The organism is Paraburkholderia sp. SEWSISQ10-3 4 (genome assembly GCF_030464785.1).
Taxonomy (GTDB): domain Bacteria; phylum Pseudomonadota; class Gammaproteobacteria; order Burkholderiales; family Burkholderiaceae; genus Paraburkholderia; species Paraburkholderia aspalathi.
Window position 1 is genome coordinate 36,991 of sequence record NZ_JALPRI010000003.1, and the last position, 18,256, is coordinate 55,246.

At 58.7% G+C, this 18,256-nt stretch carries 17 protein-coding genes and 1 pseudogene; 4 read left to right on the forward strand and 14 right to left on the reverse strand.

Annotated features, from left to right (window positions below):
- Window positions 1–160: 160 nt before the first annotated feature.
- A complete protein-coding gene (locus M0D68_RS08695) occupies window positions 161–1,291 on the reverse strand; it encodes a porin (protein ID WP_200620227.1) in 1,131 nt (376 codons plus the stop codon).
- Between the two features lie 451 nt (window positions 1,292–1,742).
- Here M0D68_RS08695 and M0D68_RS08700 point away from each other — a divergent pair, with 451 nt between their 5' ends.
- Complete coding sequence (locus M0D68_RS08700) at window positions 1,743–2,735, forward strand: LysR family transcriptional regulator (protein WP_093635311.1); 993 nt, start codon at window positions 1,743–1,745, stop codon at window positions 2,733–2,735.
- A gap of 477 nt (window positions 2,736–3,212) precedes the next feature.
- Here the strand turns inward: M0D68_RS08700 and M0D68_RS08705 are convergent, their stop codons facing one another.
- The 3 genes and pseudogenes from M0D68_RS08705 to M0D68_RS08715 all read right to left on the reverse strand — a co-directional run.
- Entirely contained in the window at window positions 3,213–4,763 is a 1,551-nt protein-coding gene (locus M0D68_RS08705; protein WP_256457524.1) for a methyl-accepting chemotaxis protein, read from the reverse strand.
- A 401-nt stretch (window positions 4,764–5,164) separates the two neighbouring features.
- The gene (locus tag M0D68_RS08710) at window positions 5,165–5,905 is read right to left on the reverse strand and encodes a hypothetical protein (protein WP_266224198.1); all 741 of its coding nucleotides are present in this window, start codon (window positions 5,903–5,905) and stop codon (window positions 5,165–5,167) included.
- Between the two features lie 326 nt (window positions 5,906–6,231).
- A pseudogene (locus tag M0D68_RS08715) lies at window positions 6,232–7,514 on the reverse strand (MFS transporter); the annotation flags it as partial.
- Between the two features lie 456 nt (window positions 7,515–7,970).
- On the opposite strand from M0D68_RS08715, the gene M0D68_RS08725 reads away from it, so the two are divergent.
- Complete coding sequence (locus tag M0D68_RS08725) at window positions 7,971–8,918, forward strand: LysR family transcriptional regulator (RefSeq protein WP_200653176.1); 948 nt, start codon at window positions 7,971–7,973, stop codon at window positions 8,916–8,918.
- A 122-nt stretch (window positions 8,919–9,040) separates the two neighbouring features.
- On the opposite strand, the gene M0D68_RS08730 is transcribed toward M0D68_RS08725, so the two are convergent.
- From M0D68_RS08730 to M0D68_RS08740, 3 genes are all read right to left on the reverse strand, one after another.
- Window positions 9,041–9,367, reverse strand: coding sequence for a hypothetical protein (locus M0D68_RS08730; RefSeq protein ID WP_093635317.1), 327 nt, complete (start codon window positions 9,365–9,367; stop codon window positions 9,041–9,043).
- A 117-nt stretch (window positions 9,368–9,484) separates the two neighbouring features.
- Entirely contained in the window at window positions 9,485–10,972 is a 1,488-nt protein-coding gene (locus M0D68_RS08735) for a hypothetical protein (RefSeq protein WP_093635318.1), read from the reverse strand.
- A gap of 384 nt (window positions 10,973–11,356) precedes the next feature.
- Complete coding sequence (locus tag M0D68_RS08740) at window positions 11,357–11,596, reverse strand: hypothetical protein (protein WP_266224200.1); 240 nt, start codon at window positions 11,594–11,596, stop codon at window positions 11,357–11,359.
- A 248-nt stretch (window positions 11,597–11,844) separates the two neighbouring features.
- Here M0D68_RS08740 and M0D68_RS08745 point away from each other — a divergent pair, with 248 nt between their 5' ends.
- Window positions 11,845–12,021 carry a hypothetical protein gene (locus tag M0D68_RS08745; RefSeq protein ID WP_167378411.1) on the forward strand — a complete coding sequence of 59 codons (177 nt, stop codon included), beginning with the start codon at window positions 11,845–11,847 and terminating at the stop codon, window positions 12,019–12,021.
- Between the two features lie 329 nt (window positions 12,022–12,350).
- Window positions 12,351–13,448 carry a branched-chain amino acid aminotransferase gene (locus M0D68_RS08750; RefSeq protein WP_093635320.1) on the forward strand — a complete coding sequence of 366 codons (1,098 nt, stop codon included), beginning with the start codon at window positions 12,351–12,353 and terminating at the stop codon, window positions 13,446–13,448.
- A gap of 64 nt (window positions 13,449–13,512) precedes the next feature.
- Here M0D68_RS08750 and M0D68_RS08755 read toward each other — a convergent pair whose 3' ends face one another.
- From M0D68_RS08755 to M0D68_RS08785, 7 genes are all read right to left on the reverse strand, one after another.
- Window positions 13,513–14,154: a DUF1109 domain-containing protein gene (locus M0D68_RS08755; RefSeq protein ID WP_200653174.1), complete on the reverse strand. Its 642-nt coding sequence runs from the start codon at window positions 14,152–14,154 to the stop codon at window positions 13,513–13,515.
- Between the two features lie 42 nt (window positions 14,155–14,196).
- Window positions 14,197–14,703 (reverse strand): DoxX family protein, encoded by a 507-nt coding sequence (locus tag M0D68_RS08760; RefSeq protein ID WP_200653173.1) that lies wholly within the window; start codon window positions 14,701–14,703, stop codon window positions 14,197–14,199.
- Between the two features lie 5 nt (window positions 14,704–14,708).
- Window positions 14,709–15,488, reverse strand: coding sequence for a DNA-binding domain-containing protein (locus tag M0D68_RS08765; RefSeq protein WP_200653172.1), 780 nt, complete (start codon window positions 15,486–15,488; stop codon window positions 14,709–14,711).
- The gene (locus M0D68_RS08770) at window positions 15,478–16,407 is read right to left on the reverse strand and encodes a DUF692 domain-containing protein (RefSeq protein WP_200653171.1); all 930 of its coding nucleotides are present in this window, start codon (window positions 16,405–16,407) and stop codon (window positions 15,478–15,480) included. The genes M0D68_RS08765 and M0D68_RS08770 overlap by 11 nt, the downstream gene beginning before the upstream one ends.
- A gap of 31 nt (window positions 16,408–16,438) precedes the next feature.
- A complete protein-coding gene (locus M0D68_RS08775; RefSeq protein ID WP_054041172.1) occupies window positions 16,439–16,750 on the reverse strand; it encodes a DUF2282 domain-containing protein in 312 nt (103 codons plus the stop codon).
- A 158-nt stretch (window positions 16,751–16,908) separates the two neighbouring features.
- The gene (locus M0D68_RS08780) at window positions 16,909–17,550 is read right to left on the reverse strand and encodes a DUF1109 domain-containing protein (protein ID WP_266224201.1); all 642 of its coding nucleotides are present in this window, start codon (window positions 17,548–17,550) and stop codon (window positions 16,909–16,911) included.
- A complete protein-coding gene (locus M0D68_RS08785) occupies window positions 17,547–18,098 on the reverse strand; it encodes a sigma-70 family RNA polymerase sigma factor (RefSeq protein WP_093635326.1) in 552 nt (183 codons plus the stop codon). The genes M0D68_RS08780 and M0D68_RS08785 overlap by 4 nt, the downstream gene beginning before the upstream one ends.
- Between the last annotated feature and the right edge of the window lie 158 nt (window positions 18,099–18,256).

An 18,256-nucleotide genomic window follows, 5' to 3' on the forward strand; every position in this document is an offset into this window, starting at 1 on the left:
ATGGATAATTAGTATATCTATTAGAAAAAAGCCAGTATTCAAGCGAAAAGGCTGAGTCCTGTACGGTACAGGACTCAGCCCAGTCAACTTTGGCTCTGCGAATCATCCAGCTTCGCGAGAGCCGTTTAACAAAGCGGGCTTTTCGCTAAGCCGGATTCAATCAGAACCTGTGGCGAATACCCACTGTCACGGTAGCCTGCTTGTTGGAACCCGAGTCGCCGGTTGCCGAGCCAATAACAGCGACAGCGGCCGTGCCCGACGAGTCTTGTGTTCCCGATGCGGTCGTGTAGCCGGCCCATGCGTAGAAATCCGTACGCTTGCTGATCGAATAGTCTGCTGCAACAGCGAACTGGTTGTACTTTGCCGACGAATTGCCGCTCGACTTCAGGTACACGTAGCCAATCTGCGTCTGCAGCGGCGCCGATACCTGCCACACGGCGTACACCGAACCCGTGTTGTACTTTTCCGCCTGCTTGAATGTCGAGCTGGCATCTGCAGTGTATTCGGCATAGCTGTAGTAGCCACCCAGGGTCACCGAGCCGAACACGTAGTTGCCGCCGATACGCGCATTGTTGATCGACGCCGCAGTGGAATACGCCGCGTTGACAGCCGTGTTGAACAACGAATCCCACGTCGTCGTACCGCGGTTCGCGCCGCTGCCGTTGCTCAGGTGATAGTAGCCCGCTGCCAGGTTGACCGGACCGTTGCTGTATGCAGCTGCGGCGGCGTAGCTCTGACCCGAGCCCGTCGCGCCAGCCACTCCGCCCAGCGAGTACATGGTTTCGAACTGGAAGCCGGACCAGGTCGGCGACGTGTACTTGATCGAGTTATTGACCCGCGCGCTGTTGTCGGCGTTGTCGATGTCACCCGGCGAGATGAATACGCCACCGAGGAAGCCGTCGCCCTGCACCGGCTGCACCAGATCAACCAGCGGATCGTATTGACGCCCGGCCGTGAGCGTACCCAACTTGTCACTGCTCAGGCCAACGAAAGCCTGGCGACCGAACATGCGGCTACCCTGGCCGAGCTTGCCGTTCGTCGAGTTGAAGCCGTTTTCCAACTGGAAGATTGTTTTCAGGCCACCACCGAGGTCTTCTGAGCCTTTCAAGCCCCAACGGCTACCGGACTCGTTGCCCGAACTCATGCTGAAGGACTTGCTGCCGCCGTCGTTCGAAACGTAGGTCAGGCCGGTATCAATGATGCCGTACAGCGTGACGCTGTTTTGTGCGTGAGCTACGCCGGTTGCGCCGAGCATGGCCAGCGAAAGAGTTGCCAGTGTGGTCGTCTTCATCTGCATCCTTGGGTTTTGGTTGAAGTGCGGGGTGCAGAATAGCGGCCACGAAATTCTTACAAAAAAGTGTTGGCAAAAAACAACCGTCGATTAGGAATGGAAACTATATGTATTTTTTCGACATGCAAAAGAGGCTATGCAACGTACCTTTCTTAACTCTCTCGGCTTCACCGAAGGATTTCCTTAGCGTAAGTAAGATCATTCCTAAGGAGTCTGGATTGTCGTTGGTCAGGGTATCCCTACAAAAGAATCATCCACACCTGCTTGGATCAAGTAAACGAGAGAGTGAGAATCACATCACGCAAAATGGTGAGAGGTGTTTTTGTTCTGTCAAACTTGGTCTCCAATCTGACACGGAGTGAGAGCGCGGAGTCTGCATAGTCGCCTACTGCCTGCTGTGCGATCGATCGGACATGAGGTTGTGGCTTACCTGAATTGCAGAAGGATGTGAATGGACATGTTGCAAAGTATCCGCGCCTTCGTGGCCGTCGCAAATGCAAACGGCTTTACCGCAGCAGCGCGACAGATGCGAGTTGGGACGCCGCAGGTATCGCGCGCCATCGCAGAGCTGGAGACACACCTGGGTTTGCGCTTGCTAAGCCGCACAACCCGCAGCGTGGCATTGACCGCGGCAGGTGACCGATATCTTGCGCACTGCAAGTTCATCCTTGACCGGTTAGAACTGGCGGAAGCCGAGGCGGCTGGTCTGTGCGCCAAGCCCGTTGGTACGTTACGAATCGGTGCGGATCCGACGTTCGATGCTCACCATCTCGCGTGGCTTATTCACGGCTATCAAGCGCGCTATCCTGAGGTAACGGTCCAAACGTCGCTCCTGAGCGGGAGTTTGGATGCAGCTTTGGATATTCACGACACGATACTTCTTTGCAATCCCGTCCCGCAAATGGAGCGCATGGTGTTTGAGCGCGTCGGCGCAACCAGTACCGTGCTGTGCGCATCACCGGTTTATCTGGCAAGCCATGGTGTCCCTGAAACAGTCAGCGAACTTCGCCGTCATAGGTGCTTGCAAGTCAGACATATGGACGACGCCTCCGAGCAATGGCTGTTCGAAGGACTTGCCGGACCCGAAGTGTTTTGCTGCGATCAGGCGCGGGTATTGACTGATACGACCGACGTACTGGTCAACGTAATACAGGAGGGGGGCGGCATCGGTCAGCTGTCTCTATCGCGGGCGCTGCCGGCATTGCGCAGCGGTGTGCTCGTTCGGGTTTTGCCGCAGTATCGGCTAGCAGCCCGAAACGCGTACGTGTTGTGTCCTTCTGCCCACTATGGCGAGCCCAAGGTTCAGACATGGTTCGAGTTCGTGAAGGCTGCTTTACCGGGACGGCTTGCAGAAGATCAGGTTTCGTTGATTTCCCATAATTCGAACCACTCCGAATCGCCTAGGGCTTTTGAAGCTGATGTCGCCGCGGAGGTCCAGTCATAAAACGTAGACCGTACACGGCCAGGCCTGATCCAGATTTATCCATCACGTCATCACGCAGGAAGCCGTTCGGCAACAACAGTGATTACCGGCGTGGAAGCATTGGTAATCAACACCGTCTTTGTCCCGGGTATTTGTCCATTCTGCGCCGAAGCGCGCTGGTTACACTCGCCTCTGCGTTTTCGCGCTTGCTGACCATCGAGGACAGAGGGGAAAAACATGATTCACATTAGTCGACACTGCCTGGTTGGGCGCAACCAGGTCCGGCAAATTCTTCTGGCCGCTGCGCTTGCGGTTGCCTGCAGTCTGCAAGGCTGTGCCACGTCGCTCGAGACGTTCGGGCTCGGCGCGGGTGTGGGGATAGTCGGCGCTTTCGGTCTGATCACCTGCGCTATCGGGTGCCATTGAGCATCGTCAACAGTATTCCTGCAGCGCTTCCCGATAGATGCGACTGCGAATGATCAATCGCAGTCGCCGCGCTCAAGCGCTCGTGAACGGCTTCAGGCCATCGCCGCGGTTGACGCTGCATTGGACCGCCCAGCGGCCGCCGAGCGCGGGCGCAATATAGCCGATCTTTTCCACCGGTTGCCTGGTGACGGGATGGCGTCCGTTGAATTCGATCCACCCGCCGCCTTGTTCGACCGCGCGCCAACTGGCCTCGCGGATCGCGGATTGGTCGTCGCCCGGCAGCGCCTCTTTGCGCAGCTTGCCTGCCTTGCCCGGATCGGAACCGAAGGCACGGAAATAGTCGTCCCGGTCCGCAACCACGATATAGAGATCGCGATCGCGAAAGCCGCCCTTGGGGTCGTGAAATTGGCGCACGGCATTTTCCGGCCCCTCGGTGTCGACCAGTCGGGCCGCACGCTCCGCCATGGCTCGAGCCTCGTTGGCACAGCCCTGCCGCAACCGGATATATTTAACCCCGTCGCTTAGTCGATCGGCACGGGCTTGCAGCAGACTCGCCGTTTCCACCGAGCCGCCGACCATCTCGCCATTGCTGTGAGTGATGTCGTCCAGCACCTCGACCGCCTGGGCAATCTCCTGCAAGCCGGTGGTCTGCTCGCTGCTCGAACGGGCGACGTCGCGCAGCAAAGCGGCCACTTCGCTGACCGCGTCGACCGCGCGCGACAGCAGATTCCGGCTGCCTTCGATGGCTTGCACCCCGTCGCTCACCTCGTCGCGAGAATGCTGGATCAGTTTCTTGACTTCCGCTGCCGCTTGCGCGCTGCGCTGCGCCAATGCCCGCACTTCGGTGGCGACCACGGCAAAACCGCGGCCGGAATCACCGGCTCGGGCGGCCTCGACTGCCGCGTTAAGCGCGAGAATATTGGTCTGGAATGCGATGCCGTCGATCACACCGAGTATCTCTCCCATCTCGTGCGAACGTTGCTCGATGCGCTCGATGCTTTCGACCGAAGCGCGCACCGCTGCCTGCCCCGCGACTGCATCGGCATGCGCACGGGTGGAGCGCTCATCGGCTTGCTGCGTCTGATCGGTGTTGTAGCGCACGGCTTCCAGCAAGGCCTGAAGCGAGGCACGGGTCTGCTCCAGGCTGGCAGCCTGCGATTCGGTGCGCTGCGACAGCAAGGTGGCATGTTCGGTCGCCTGTGCGCCGCCCATCGCGATCAGTTCGGCTTCGCTGCGGATGCGCGCAACTACCTGCGATAACTGGTAAGCGAGCAAGCGCGCCTGTTCACCCAGTGCCGCCAGCTCGTCGCGTCCAGGCAAAGACACGTCCTGCATCAGATCGCCATCGCACAGCGCATTTAACTGGGCTCGCAAGGTCGAGATCGCGTGGATCAGGCCGGCCCCGAACAGCCCGAAGATCACCAGGAACTGCGCCAATCCCAACGCGGCGCCATAGCTGCCGTACCAGCGCGTTGCCACGACGGCGCCGATGGCGCTCAGTGCGACGATCGTCCACTGTACCCGCAGGTTCCAGCGGCGTAGTGCCGACCTGAGAAGGAGAGAAGGGGCGTGTGTAGGGGACTGGCCGGCCGTAGCATGTGGCGTCTTTTTATTGGTTGACATGGATATTGCCCGAACCGTATGTTGGCTTTTGCCTTCGATCGCTGGACAGGTGCATGGAATGCAACCCGAGAGCACGTCGATGGTGTGTATGTTCTTGTGTGCCGGAAGACGCCTCCTTAAGCGCGGTTGTCACGGACCGCATCGCTCCGGCAAACCACAGTCTCCCGTGAGTAGCTGCGCTCACCGCAAAAGGCAAAAGGCCCCGCTCACGTGGCGATTCTCCCATGGCGGAAAGAGCGTGATTATCGAAAACACTCGCACTTCACTTCTATTCTGCTTATCGGATTTGAACAGTCGCTTCGTAGCCCGGAACAAGGGCCGCCAGTCGTTACGCTTCTGTTTTGATGGCACGACTTTGCATCACGAACTCAGCGGCAGATGTGTAGTGCGCGTTGTTTGCGCTACCGACGAAAGTTCGAGACCCGGCCCGCTCCGCCGGTTGCGCCGACTCCGAAATCACCTCCAACACCGTCAAAGGCGGCGGAACTTCCGTCCGGTAGATTTCGCGAGAAGGCGTTAGCACGCACACTGATGGCACCCACAGGGCGGCCTCGATCTGAATCCGGTTGAGGAAGGTTGGGCCAATGGCCGTAGGCGTTTATTTGGGTCGCTTGAATCATGACACTGACGCCCGGATTGCAGCCGTTATGCACTACAACGCTTTCTTCGGAAAATGCGCCCCTCGTGCCTATGCCTGTGGCGACCATGCCGTTGGCACGTACCACATCGCACTGGAATGAGGTGAAAACGATGGCGTTGACCGGGATGTCGACATCGACGATATCCGTCTCGCCGACACGAACGCTCAGAAGCCTTCCCGCCGCAAGCACGCCGTCCTGTATTGGACCGGTCTTGACGAAGTCCACCTGGAGTGAGAATCCGGTTAAACGGTCCGCTTCAGTGGGGACTGAAACTTTGTAGGGTACGGGGCGCGAAGTATCGTCAATGCCCGCAAAGTTTCCGCCGCTTGCGCTGACACGCAGACCTACGCCGATAACATTAGTAGCAAACACCCGGCTGAAGCCCGGCACGGGCGCGAAGATGTCAGTGAGTTTTGCTTCGCGTACATTCGATGTGCCACTACAGGCGAACGGGATATCGCGCTCCGCTGCGACGCGAACCGATCCTATCGTCGACCCCACGGGCATATCCGGAGACGCAGTAAGCGTTTTCGACGGGAGTACAAGATCCTGTGGCGCTGTGGCTTTGAGTCGACAATCGGCGTGTGCAACCGCGGCACCCAGCAAACAGGTGGCAAAAATTGAAGCCTTCCCGAGTAGCTGGATGCGAAGCAACGTAGATAGTCGTGTCAATTTGAAGCTGCCTTATGCGTCGAATTCTCCTTGCGCAATAGTACAGATTCCACATTGAACCGAGCGTCGTTGATCCTTACCAAACCTGACCGGCATGATCCCGTCCTGGTCAGGGATCTGATCTCAGGTCCCTGCTTCCTGGGTTCAACGGCCCGTCAAGCGCTTGGCGAAATTTCAGCACTCGACGGCTCGGTCTTTGTCGCCGACTCATCTGCGAGCGCCCAGCGCCTCACGAGACCAGCGATGATGAGTACGGCTACCGCACCTGTCAGCGGCGCAAAGGCCATCATCGGGAGGATCTGACCGAGCCCCAGTCCCGCACTTAGGATTGCTGCGCCGGCAAACGCGCTGCCAATGGCTCCAAATCGCCCGAACGCGTGCATCCAACTCAAGCCGGTGGATCGGGCAACGGTCGGGTAGAAGCGCGCTGTCAATGCGTTCATTCCTGTGTTTGTTCCCGGAATGAACCATCCCCAGGCGAATGCAAGTATCTGCAAAGCCCAGAATGTCGACTCTACGCTATGGACTGCCCAGAGCGAAATTGCCGCCATGCAAAAGCTCACTGCGACCGTATAGTATCGATCGAAGCGATCCATCAGCCAACCGATGGCAATCGAGCCCAGTGTGCCCCCCCAATTCAAAACCCCTACCATGACGGCGCCCTCGGCACTCGTATATCCCGCCTCCTTCGCCATTGTGGGTAGCCAGTTGTAAAGCAGATAGGTGACGAACAGCCCGACGAAATAGCAAAGCCAGATGAGGACCGTGCCGGCTACATAGCGCTTCGAAAGGATTGTCCCGATAGCGCCACCTTTCACCACCGGTTGTGCTGGCAGGAAGAATTGCGTATCAGCAGGCACGTTCGTACGACCGATAGCAGAAAGAATCTTGCCAATCAGTTCAGGGCGCCTGTTCTGGACCGTCAGGAATGCAACTGATTCGGGTAGCCAGAGTATGAGAAGAGGCACGCAAAAAATTGCAAGCGTGCCACCGACCATGAGCATGGTGCGCCATCCGTAGCCTGGAATGATCCAGGCTGCGATGAATCCGCACAGGGCGGCGCCAACTGTGAACCCACTGTACACACAGTCACAAGGAAGGAGCGCCGACGTTCAGGAACGTACTCGGACCACAGGGCCACCACGTTTGGCATGACTGCGCCCAGACCGAGCCCTGTGACAAACCGGATTGGCAACATCATCCCGAGAGATGTAGCGTACGCAGTGGCAAGTGTCCCAATGCCAATGATAAAAACACTGGTGGTGAGGACGCGTTTGCGTCCAAACCGGTCCGCCACCGGGCCACCGACAAAAGCACCGAGAGCGAGGCCGAACAATGCAGCGCTGAGTATCGGAGCCAGCGCTTGCTTGGTCACGCCCCATTCCCTGATGAGCTCCGGCACGGCAAAACCAATAATAACGGTGTCCCAGCCGTCCAATGAAATGATCAGGAACGCTAAAAACCCGACCAGCCATTGAAATGGACTAACTCTGCGCTCATCGATGAATTCGCGAACATTGATTGATCTTCCTGCTGCCGGCATTGTGTCTCCCAACTATGGACAATGTTTATGGATCTATATTCAGCTCAATGTTCACCCGAGACGGATCTGAAAATCCGTTCGTCACCGTGTTGCAGGTCCCTCCCTTCCCTCGACCGCAAGCGGGCCAGTATTTGATCGCCGAAATTCAGCGTCCAGCAAAAAATTCCGTTCAGCATCGACAAATAAAATTTATCGCCCATCTCATCCGACGTCACATAACCATCGCGCGCGGCAGTCCTGGCCGCGCTCGACAAGAATTTCTATGGGTAAGCCGGAAGCCTTTTTACTACGCCAGCCGGTGCGTCAGGCTAAACTGCGGCTCAATCCCGCATAAAGTTGGGTCGATTCGATATGAACATACGTTTTCTGGAGACCTTCGTCTGGCTGGCGCGCCTGCGCAACTTCCGCCTGACTGCCGAGCGCATGCATGCAACCCAGGCGGCCATATCGAGCCGCATTTCCGCACTCGAACAGGAAATGGGTGTGCAGCTGTTCGACCGGGGGTCACGCGAGGTCACGCTGACACAGGTGGGCACGAAAGCACTTCCATTTGCCGAGCAGATACTCAAGCTGAACCAGGCCATGCTCGACAGCGTCGGCGACCGGTCGAAGGTTTCCGGGCTGCTGAGGCTAGGAGCAGTGGAATCGATCATTCATACGTGGCTGCCGGATTTGCTCAAGCGCGTGCGCGAGGAATACCCGAATCTCACGATTGAGCTGACCGGTGACACCTCGTCGCATCTCGTTGCCCAGCTAGCCAGCGGTCATATCGACGTAGCACTACAGCTCACACCGACAACCGCCGCGGAAACGTCAGGCATTGCACTTGGCAGTCTGCCGATGTGCTGGATCGCGAGCCCGTCGCTCAATATTTCGGACGAAACCCTGACTGAAGCGGAACTCGCCGCGTTTCCGATCATCGGATTTGCGCGGCACTCGCTACCACATACCTTTCTTGTCGGTCTGTTCGAATCGGTAGGCGAACCGGCTGTGCAAATCAATTGTATGTCGTCCGTCGCCGCGATCATTCACATGGTGATCGACGGCTTCGGCATCGCGGTGCTGCCGTGCGCATTCGTGATGAAAGACCTCGCGGCCGGGCGGCTGCAGATGCTGAAAGTCACGCACCGCGTTCCGGCATTGCCATTGATCGCCGCGTATCGCCGTCATCCGGACAGTCTGTTGCCAGAATCAATCGCGCGACTGGCGCTCACCGTCATGCTCGACTTCGCTCTCGCGAACGGCCCGCAATTCGCACTGCTCCCCGAAACCGACAGCGCATCGTCGCAGCATTTCTGATCCGGGACGACGCCGACGAGCACCACGCCGGTCATTCCAGTTCAGCGCAAATAGCGCTTGCGGAGGGGTCTGTCAGCTTGGCGGGGAGGCGGATGCGTGCACCGTCTTCCTCATTGCGGTAGTCAACGGTGCGGATGGCATTCCCAATCGTTATAAGTCGGTTTGTCGATCGGCGTCAGCCCGGGGATCATAAACACTGTGCAGGTAAAACGCCGTCCCTTGCCGGTGGTGGCGTCGTAACTCACTTGCTGGCCGCCCAGGCCGTTCTTCTGCCCATACTGGACGTTGGCAATGACAATCTCGTCCGAAGAAGCCAACCCTATTGTTTTGGCGGTGGACGCCTGAACATCGATCATGTTCATCTGCGTCGTTCCGCAGGCCGACAAAACCAAACTGACGGCCGCCATTCCGATGACAGTCCGCATCGCGGGATACAGTTCTTTTTGCATGGTCATTCCTTATCGATTTGTTGAATCTTCACTCTGTGCGTTTGCTCGCTAACGGCGATGCATTCCGCCTTCGCCGAGGCATCCGGCGAAGGCAGTTGGATGACGTCTACGAATCAATTACGTCCCCGGGGTATAAAAGCTGGCCTGCAGTTCCGAGCCGACGTTCTGGATGTACGACTGCCAGATGAGCGCCATCGCCCCGGATGCGTTGACGGCCAGCGCGGGCCAGGAGGCGTCCTGCGGGTCCTGCCCGAACAATGTCGACGTACTCCACGCACCGTTCCGATAGCTGGCAGCGAGAACGTCCGACGAACCCGCCGTACTCGCGTCCTGCCACGCAACCGTCACGTTGCCTGCCGCATCGATCACAAGGGGCGGATACTGTTGCGCCGTCGTATCCAGGTGCTCCGTCAGTTGATGCAGCGGCCCCCAGGTCCCGCTGGCGTCCGCAACACTCGCCTGCAGAACGACGCCGCCCTCTGCCCACATGACGGCCGCTACACCGTTTGCATTGACGGTCAGCATTGGCGTGGCGATGAAGCCACTCGGCTCCGTAATCTCCGGGGCGACGGCCTGAGCCGCCTGCCAGCCGGTTCCCGCTACGTAGCGCTGCGACATGGTGGTGGTGGAGATTTTCCCGCTCGTCACATCGAGTTGCCCCCACACCAGCGTGATGTTGCCCTTCGTATCCATGCCAGCCGCGGGGAACTCGATCGTCGTGAACAGACTCGTGTCCGATACGGCTTGATTGACGTTGGTCCAGCCGTTGGTCGCATCGAACGTGGCCGTCCAGAGCGCCGACTGCGTCGTGTTGGTCTGCCTCCACGCGAGCACCGCGCTGCCGGACGGTAGGACCGAAATCATCGGCCTTACATTGTTGGTATCACCGGTGACGGCACCCGGGCCGGTCTGCGCCGGCATTTGAATCAGTGCCGTCGTCGACCACGTCCCGTCCGTCGTATAGCGCGTCCATGCGATTCGGGAATTGAGCAGGTCAATCGCCTGCGGCCAGGCGACGATGGCGTTGCCCTGGTCGTCGATCCCTGCTGTATACGTGGAGCTCGTGACGCTCGGCGCCACTTCGAATGGCGTTCCCCATCCTGTAGTTGGGCTATATGGGCGCGCCCACAGCGCATAGGCATTGGGCCCCGGCATCCATTCCGTCCAGAACGCAACCGCTTGGCCGCTGGCGTTGCCGACCAGTTGCGGCTGAATCGTGCCTGGCCCTGTCATCGAATGGCTGCCATCGCCCGTATCCAGACGCGTCGGCGTTCCCCAGCCCGACCCGGGCACATAACGCGCGCCCCACATCTCGTTGCCGAGCCCGCCCGAGGGACCACTCGTCATCCACGTGACGAGCGTGTTGCCGTTCGTATCGATGGTTGTGCTGGGCTCGATTTCCGGGGCTTTGCCGTCTATTGCGGCTACTTTCGACCAGCCGGCCTGCGCTTTGGAGGTGCCTCCGTCCCCGGGCGACGACGGCGTGGAGGGCGATCCGGGGTTGGTCGCCGATGACGAGGAACCGCCGTCTTTTGAAACGTCGCTACCGCCGCACGCTGTCAACGTGAGGCAGGTAGCCATAACAATCCACGCTATGGGTTTCATAAAAGTCCTTTTTTATTCAATCCCAACTGGTTTTTCCCAGCTATCAACTGACACAAAGCACGACATCTATCGATAATCGGGACACCCGTTGCTCGATTGCTTGCTCTATCACCTCAACTGAAAGGCAAGCAGGGGCTATACGGCACATCATTTTCATGTGCGCCAGATACTTATTTATTGGTAATCCTAATCGTGTAATGCAGCACCCACCGTCTTCACAAGTCGTCAAGATCAACGGCGATGGTGGGTTACATGCGCGTCAGGCCAAACAGCTCTCGCGGGTATTGCACATTCGTTATCGGGTGCCGCAGATCACGCGGCAGGATGAATGCGAGCGGTGTCGTGGCCCGAATCAGGTTGCGCGGCTGCAGTAGAGCATCGCGTTCACTGCATCGGTCCTGCCTGGCGGGGTTGGCCTTTCCGGTTGCAAGCCGGCGGGTTGGTCATGCCGAAAGTGAGTATGTTTCCGCCGTTGATAGTGCATGTGTATTCTTTGCCATCTTTCGCTTTCAGATTGACATAGGGGTTCGTCCCTTCCGTGCGACGGCTGGTTATCGCAATATCGTCTGGCGAGTACCCCAGCGTGCCCGAGGTGCTCGATTTAATCTTGTCGTCGGTCAGCATGTTTGTACTGCTGGCAATGCTTGAACAGGCTGATAACACTGAAACCATGATGCCTATGAGTAAAACGCCTGCAGACCGCATAAACCCTCCATTACTTGTTCTGATTACTGTTAAATTTTGGGCGCACGAATACTCCCGCTCGTTGCCGGCATATTCGCACATCAACTGTCTTCGGACTTTCAGCCGTATTTGTTGATCTCCTGGCGCAGCGCAATCTATTACGGACGAAATTGATTCAGGCTGAGCCGATGAAGCTCACCTGTATTTATGGAGCTGTAGCCTTTGGTATCGCCATGACCAAAGCGACCCCGCCGCCGATCCTGAATAGAATTGCCGCAGCCCTTATTGAATCCGGGTTAGCTAATTTTTCCGTCAGCGGTTTGCATGGCACCACGCCTGAAATGTTAAAAATACATTCGATTTGAATGTTCAGACATTTCCCGTCGATCAAATGATATAGATCGTTCTAGTATAAAGTCAACGGGTTTCGAAGCGCATATTGGAGTCGTGAAACTCGACGGGTGCGTCTCAAGCCGTTGAGCGACGCAGTACAAGGGGCCTCACGCTTCTGGATGCGCGGGATGGTTTGCCGTGATAACTCGGCGGCTTGCGGGAGAGTCGCCGATGCTTGCTGCTGCGTCTGCAGCCGCTTCAGCACATCGGCGACTTCGCGGCGATGAGACGTGGCCAATGGCACGGATGCCGTTTACGATGGCAGAATTCAGGGCGCGAATTTTTTTGGAGGTACCGAGACATGAGCACTGAGAATCAACTGCAGTTTGTCATTGAGCCGCACGCCAACGCTACCCCCGCTGACCAGATCGCCGCCAAGCTGGTCAACCCGGCGTTTGGGCGCGTCTTTTCCGATCACATGGTCACGATCCGCTGGACCGAGGGTACGGGCTGGCATGACGCCAAGGTCGAAGCCCGTCGTCCGTTCGAGATCGACCCAGCCTGCGCGGTGCTGCACTATGCGCAGGAGATTTTCGAAGGCATGAAGGCGTATCACGGTGAGGACGGCAAGATATCGCTATTCCGGCCGCAAGCTAACGCCAGGCGTTTCCGTGAATCGGCCGAACGCATGTCGATGCCGCAACTGCCCGAAGCCGCGTTCCTTGAAGCGGTCGAGAAGCTGGTTGACATCGACCGCGCATGGATTCCAGCCGCCGAAGGTGCGAGCCTGTACATCCGCCCGTTCATGTTCGCTTCGGAGAGCTTTTTGGGCGTGCGCGCAGCGCACGAGTACATCTTCTGCGTGATCGCCTGCGCGGTGGGTCCGTACTTCAAGCCCGGCAAATCGGCCGTCACCGTGTGGGTGTCGGATAAATACACGCGCGCCGCTTCGGGCGGTACCGGTGTCGCGAAATGCGGCGGCAACTACGCTGCGAGCCTGATTGCGCAGACCGAAGCGTCTAACAAGGGCTGCGACCAGGTCGTGTTCCTCGACGCCGCGGAACACAAGTGGATCGAAGAACTGGGCGGCATGAACGTGTTCTTCGTGCTGGACGATGGTTCGCTGCGCACCCCGCCCCTGTCGGGCACGATCCTGCCGGGCATCACGCGCGCCTCGATCATCGAATTGGCCGCGCGTGAAGGCATCGCTGTCGACCAGTCGCCGTACTCGTTCGAAGCATGGCAAGCGGACGCCGCCAGCGGTCGCGTTAAGGAAACATTTGCCTGCGGCACCGCGGCGGTCGTCACGGCGATCGGCGAGGTCCGTCATGCCGGCGGCGAGTTCAGGATCGGCGATGGTGGCGAAGGCCCCGTCACGCAACTGATTCGCACCAGGCTCACCGGCATACAGCGTGGCAGGATCGCCGATCCGTTCGGCTGGGTCCATCACGTCGCTTGAGCGATCTGGCCGAATAATATGGGCTGGGTAATTTGTCTGACGCGCGCCGCCGGGAGACGCTGGACTACCACCGCAAGTAGAGCGGAGCAAATACAGCACCTATACCAGCGGTTATGACAATGCCCAGTACGTACCAGGTACCCCAGAACGGTACGGACATCTCCGAGCAGTAAAGGGAGTACACGAGCGAACCTTGCGCGCCGGCGAGCAGCCCGGCGCCGGCGCCCGCCAGTGCCAGGCGGGTAGGTGCAAGCCCCTTCATGGCATGCATCACGGCGGCAAGTGAAGGCAGGGAGAGCAGCACGATATTCGCTGTGGCGACCCGCCATGTTGTGCCCAGCATCAGCTCCAGGCGATAGCCTGGCGGAGTCGCGATCAGCATGAGCGAGGCGACGAACAACATGGCAATGAATGGCAGTGTGACCGCGAACCATGCGAGCTTGACGGGTACGCCGGGGCGCCCAAGACGTCCGGCCAGTTTCAATGCGGTGATGAGTGTTGCCACCGGGAACGCGAGCCGTATCCAGAACATCGTCGTCAACAGCAATTCCGGCATGTCGCTGCGGATGCCGTAAATGATCACCAGCATCGCCATGCTGCCGGCAAGCCCCACGCTCAACGACCGATTGAGTCTCCTCGAAACGGAATTCGGCTCAATCGTCGTAAGACCATTCGTCAGCCTGAGTATCAGATCCGAAGTTCTCATGTTGTTCAGTGGGGAGGCCGACGATTCGACGAAAACTTCGGGTCAGGGTCTGAACGACCTGTCACCCAGCAGATAGTCAATGGATATCCGGCCTGGTCCCCAGGCTGCGATTCCCAATGCCATGGCTACCCAGGTGAGATGGATAGGCCAGCCGTCCGGCACCGTCAGCTCGATGATGCACGTCATCAGTATCAGGCCGGCTGCGGCGAACCGCGTTCCGAAGCCCAGCACGAGCAACACTGGGAACGTCACCTCGCCGCAGCCCGACAAAAATGCAAACACGGCCGGAGCAGGAAACGGGTACGGGCCGCCTGGCAGATGCAACTGAAACTCCTGAGTGAACAGATCGATTGCCGTGTCGTTCAGTTGAAGGAAGCCATGCCATTTGAGAATGCCCGATTTCCAGAACGGTACGGCCAGCGCAATCCGAAGCACGAGTTGAACGAGCCACGGTTGCGCGAGGCTTTGGATCAGCCGCTTCGCCGCACCAATCGCAGATATCACTACGCCTGGAAATGGCAGTTTTGCCTGTTGAGTGTCCGGTGTCATCTTGATCAATCTCCATGTTGAATGGCAGAAAAAACGCCAGCCGAGATCATCCCTGCCATGTTGGCCTGGAGATCGAAGGAAGAGGTTTCGTCAAATGCAGCAGCGACCGCTTCGCCCAGTGAGGCGCCCGCGAGAAGGGTGATAAGGAACGTTGCACCGCCCGCCGGCAGACGCGAGACGATGACGTCCTGCTCCGGTCGTGTCACGAGTGCATCCTCGGGTTCGTTTGACCTTAGCGGGGACACAGGACCATCCGTGCGGTTCATCGCGAAGATTGCGACGGCCGGATAGCCTGAGCGCACGATCCGCGCCGCGGGGTGCGGTCTGAAACGCAATCCGGCCAGCGACGCGGGCTCGATATCTCCAAGCGCCTCGGTAGCGAGCACAGGCAGGTCCGCAGCGTGATAGGCATCCAGCCACGCACGCTCGACGCGCGCCGTATCCGCAAGCCACGGCATTTCGCGGGCATATTCGTAGGACTCGATGAAAGCAGGAAAATCCCGCCCGTACTCGAACAGTAACGGCGAAACGGGAGGCGTCTCGCGGATATGGAAACGGGCCATCGCCCTGAAGAAATCGACGCCGGTGATGCTCTGAATAGCGGGGTAGATCGCTGCCAGTGCGTCAATGAGGCTGACCGTGACGTTGTTGCGATAAACGTTGTAGCGCTTCACTACGCGCTTCCCTGGTGCGGCTACGAGGTCTTCAGGCGCTGCGATCGCTGGGTCTATCAGTCCCGGCGCAAACGCTGTGGCGTACTGGCACGAACGATTCTCAGACGTCATGGCTGAGCTCCTGTGCGAGTGACATTCCGTGCTCTGCCATGATTTGCCGTGCTGTCGTTGCCTGATCCCGCAACACGGGCCATGCGGGAAGATTGCTATCCCATTCGATCAGTGCCGGCCTCGGGCCAATCCGCGATACGACATGCCTATAGAGATTCCACACTGGGTCGGAGATGGCGCGGTCGTGGCTATCGATAAGCAGCAGTTCGTTTTCATCGTCGCGTTGCTCGCTGTGCCCGGCCAGATGTATTTCGCCCACGGTCCCAAGGGGCAATCCGTCAAGGTATGCGGCGGCGGAGAAACCGTGATTGATTGCCGAAACAAAAACGTTATTGACGTCCAGTAGCAAGCCGCAGCCAGTACGTTGAACGACGGCCCGAATGAATTCGGTTTCGCTCATTGTCGACGACTCGAAAGCCACATAGGTCGACGGATTCTCAAGAAGCATGGGGCGTTTGATTGCGTGCTGAACCTGGTCGATGTGGTCGCACACATGCTCGAGCGTTTCTTTCGTGTACGGCAAAGGCAGAAGGTCGTTAAAAAACGTTCCGCCATGTGAAGACCACGCCAGATGCTCGGACACCAGCTTGGGTTCGTAGCGTGCAAGCAGATCGCGAAAGCGTGCGAGATGAGCAGCGTCCAGCGCATGAGGGCCGCCGATCGACATACACACGCCGTGAATGGAGATCGGGTAGTTCTCGCGGATAGCCGCAAGCGCCCGATGTGGCGGACCGCCAGCGCCCATATAGTTTTCAGCGTGGACTTCGAAGAAGCCGTCTTTCAACCCGTCCGCGAGAATCGAGGCAAGATGTTCATGCTTGAAACTGGTGCCGACAAACTGCCGTTCCGCAGCGGTCACACCGGAGGGGCAGCCGCGCTCGTCGATTCCGGCTGGCGTTGTTCGGGTGAAATCGGTCATGGCCGCCCCTTTCCTGTTGTCGTTTGCCGGATCAGGACTTCAGAGCGGTGAGCGAGCCATGGCCACCACCCGGCACGGCGATACTCGTGCAGGTGCCACCTTGAACGAACTTCCATGAGTTACCCTGGAAATCCATCGCGGATGTACCTTGACACGTGGTGCCAGGACCAGCGGCGCAATCGTTCTGCCCTTTCAGGGCGACGCCGTAGCACTTCTCCTTGTGCGCGGCGACAGCGGCGCTTGCCTCCGCGCTCGTCAGCGGTGCTGCGTGGGCGACGGATGCGAGCAGGCTCGCGACTACGCCGGCGAGGAGGGCGGAACTGACAGTGGCTTTAGCGGACATGGAATTTCTCCAGAAGTTGAGATAGAGGAGTACCCGTGCTGGATACATCATCTAATTCGTGGACTGGAGACGTCCGGTTACAGGCAAGTCATCTTTTTTTTGCTTTCGACTTGCGCGCAACGAAATCAAGCCGCTCGCTCAACGAGAGGCCTGAGCATTCACCACCGAAGCAGTTTGGGACCCAGCACCGCTCCGAGCGCGACTGGAAGCAGCATGCCGACCACATACCAGATGCTCCAGAACGCAGGGTTCATCTCGGGGCAATGAAAGCAGTACGCGACCGTGGCGACTGAGCTTGCGAGCAGACCCGAGATGGCGCCGGCGAGCCGTAGACGGGTCGGCGCCAGTCCTTTGACCGCCCAGAAGATCGCAATGAAACCTGGAACGGCCAGCAGAAGGATATTGAATGGGCATGTGCGCCAGGTCTGCCCGAGTATTGCGGGCAACCGCTCTTGCGGTGCGGCACTGACGAGCACCGCTATGGCTGCAATCCAGACGATTACAACCGGTATCGCGATGACGGGCCATCCGGTTCCGACCTTGGCGCCGGGGCGCGCGAGCCGAACGGTTGCAATCAGGGCGCCGATTGCGAGGCACAGCGGAAACGCGAGTTTTTCCCAGAAGATTGCGGTTTTGGCGATGGTGCTCAGATCGGGGCGAATGCCAAATACGGCAGCCATCAACGCCGTCGCGCCAAGGGCGGCAACGGGCAATGAGATGCCGAACCGACGGGCCACCGTGCCGCTTTTTACGGGCGTTATGCCGGTTGAGAGCAATCCGACGAGTTCATCTGTTCTCATGCCATTCTCCGGACGTATGTGGCCAGAGCCTTGAGACCCCTATGGATGCTGACCTTGACGGCCGACTCCGATAGCCCCGTCAAGCGGGAGGCTTCGGCGACTGAAAGTCCCTGCAGCTTGACGTGCACGATCGAGAGCCGCTGCTTGTCCGGCAGGTGATCGAGCAGTTTCCCGATATCGCGATGGGCATCGGTCGGCTCGTCGGCGGACTCGGCGAAAATGTCGTCGTGCTCGTCAAGGGGGTCATGCAGCGACTCCCGTCGCGCACGCGTTCTGAAGAAATCCATCAGTTTATAGCGCGCGATCGCGTGGACCCACGCGGTCAGAGGCTCATCCGGCCGGTATGTATGACGTGCATTATGCACGGCCAGCAGGATTTCCTGAACGAGATCCTCGACGTCGTCGTGAAGTTGGGGAATCCGTTTGCGAAGGTAGCCACGCAGGTGACGCGTCAGTTCGGACAGAAACGCGCGGTACTCGGATGCGTTGCCTGCCAGGCCCGAGACGAACAACGTTTTCAGACGCTCCTCTGCGGAGTACACGGTCATGATGTTCCTGTGCGTTGCGTTCTCAGACCGCCTGATGCGCGCGTGCTGGCTGTCGTGCGGCACCAAAGCAGGTTTGCTATGGCTCCAGGTTGTTTTAGATCGGATGATTTAGAATATCGCAACGTGTGTGACGTTGCAATCCCGACCGGGAAGACGTT

Excerpts from the sequence above, each read along its gene's own strand:
- M0D68_RS08695 (WP_200620227.1), bottom strand. The coding sequence starts at position 1,291 with ATGAAGACGACCACACTGGCAACTCTTTCGCTGGCCATGCTCGGCGCA.
- M0D68_RS08700 (WP_093635311.1), top strand. The coding sequence starts at position 1,743 with ATGGACATGTTGCAAAGTATCCGCGCCTTCGTGGCCGTCGCAAATGCA.
- M0D68_RS08705 (WP_256457524.1), bottom strand. The coding sequence starts at position 4,763 with ATGTCAACCAATAAAAAGACGCCACATGCTACGGCCGGCCAGTCCCCT.
- M0D68_RS08725 (WP_200653176.1), top strand. The coding sequence starts at position 7,971 with ATGAACATACGTTTTCTGGAGACCTTCGTCTGGCTGGCGCGCCTGCGC.
- M0D68_RS08730 (WP_093635317.1), bottom strand. The coding sequence starts at position 9,367 with ATGCAAAAAGAACTGTATCCCGCGATGCGGACTGTCATCGGAATGGCG.
- M0D68_RS08735 (WP_093635318.1), bottom strand. The coding sequence starts at position 10,972 with ATGAAACCCATAGCGTGGATTGTTATGGCTACCTGCCTCACGTTGACA.
- M0D68_RS08740 (WP_266224200.1), bottom strand. The coding sequence starts at position 11,596 with ATGCTGACCGACGACAAGATTAAATCGAGCACCTCGGGCACGCTGGGG.
- M0D68_RS08745 (WP_167378411.1), top strand. The coding sequence starts at position 11,845 with ATGAAGCTCACCTGTATTTATGGAGCTGTAGCCTTTGGTATCGCCATG.
- M0D68_RS08750 (WP_093635320.1), top strand. The coding sequence starts at position 12,351 with ATGAGCACTGAGAATCAACTGCAGTTTGTCATTGAGCCGCACGCCAAC.
- M0D68_RS08755 (WP_200653174.1), bottom strand. The coding sequence starts at position 14,154 with ATGAGAACTTCGGATCTGATACTCAGGCTGACGAATGGTCTTACGACG.
- M0D68_RS08760 (WP_200653173.1), bottom strand. The coding sequence starts at position 14,703 with ATGACACCGGACACTCAACAGGCAAAACTGCCATTTCCAGGCGTAGTG.
- M0D68_RS08765 (WP_200653172.1), bottom strand. The coding sequence starts at position 15,488 with ATGACGTCTGAGAATCGTTCGTGCCAGTACGCCACAGCGTTTGCGCCG.
- M0D68_RS08770 (WP_200653171.1), bottom strand. The coding sequence starts at position 16,407 with ATGACCGATTTCACCCGAACAACGCCAGCCGGAATCGACGAGCGCGGC.
- M0D68_RS08775 (WP_054041172.1), bottom strand. The coding sequence starts at position 16,750 with ATGTCCGCTAAAGCCACTGTCAGTTCCGCCCTCCTCGCCGGCGTAGTC.
- M0D68_RS08780 (WP_266224201.1), bottom strand. The coding sequence starts at position 17,550 with ATGAGAACAGATGAACTCGTCGGATTGCTCTCAACCGGCATAACGCCC.
- M0D68_RS08785 (WP_093635326.1), bottom strand. The coding sequence starts at position 18,098 with ATGACCGTGTACTCCGCAGAGGAGCGTCTGAAAACGTTGTTCGTCTCG.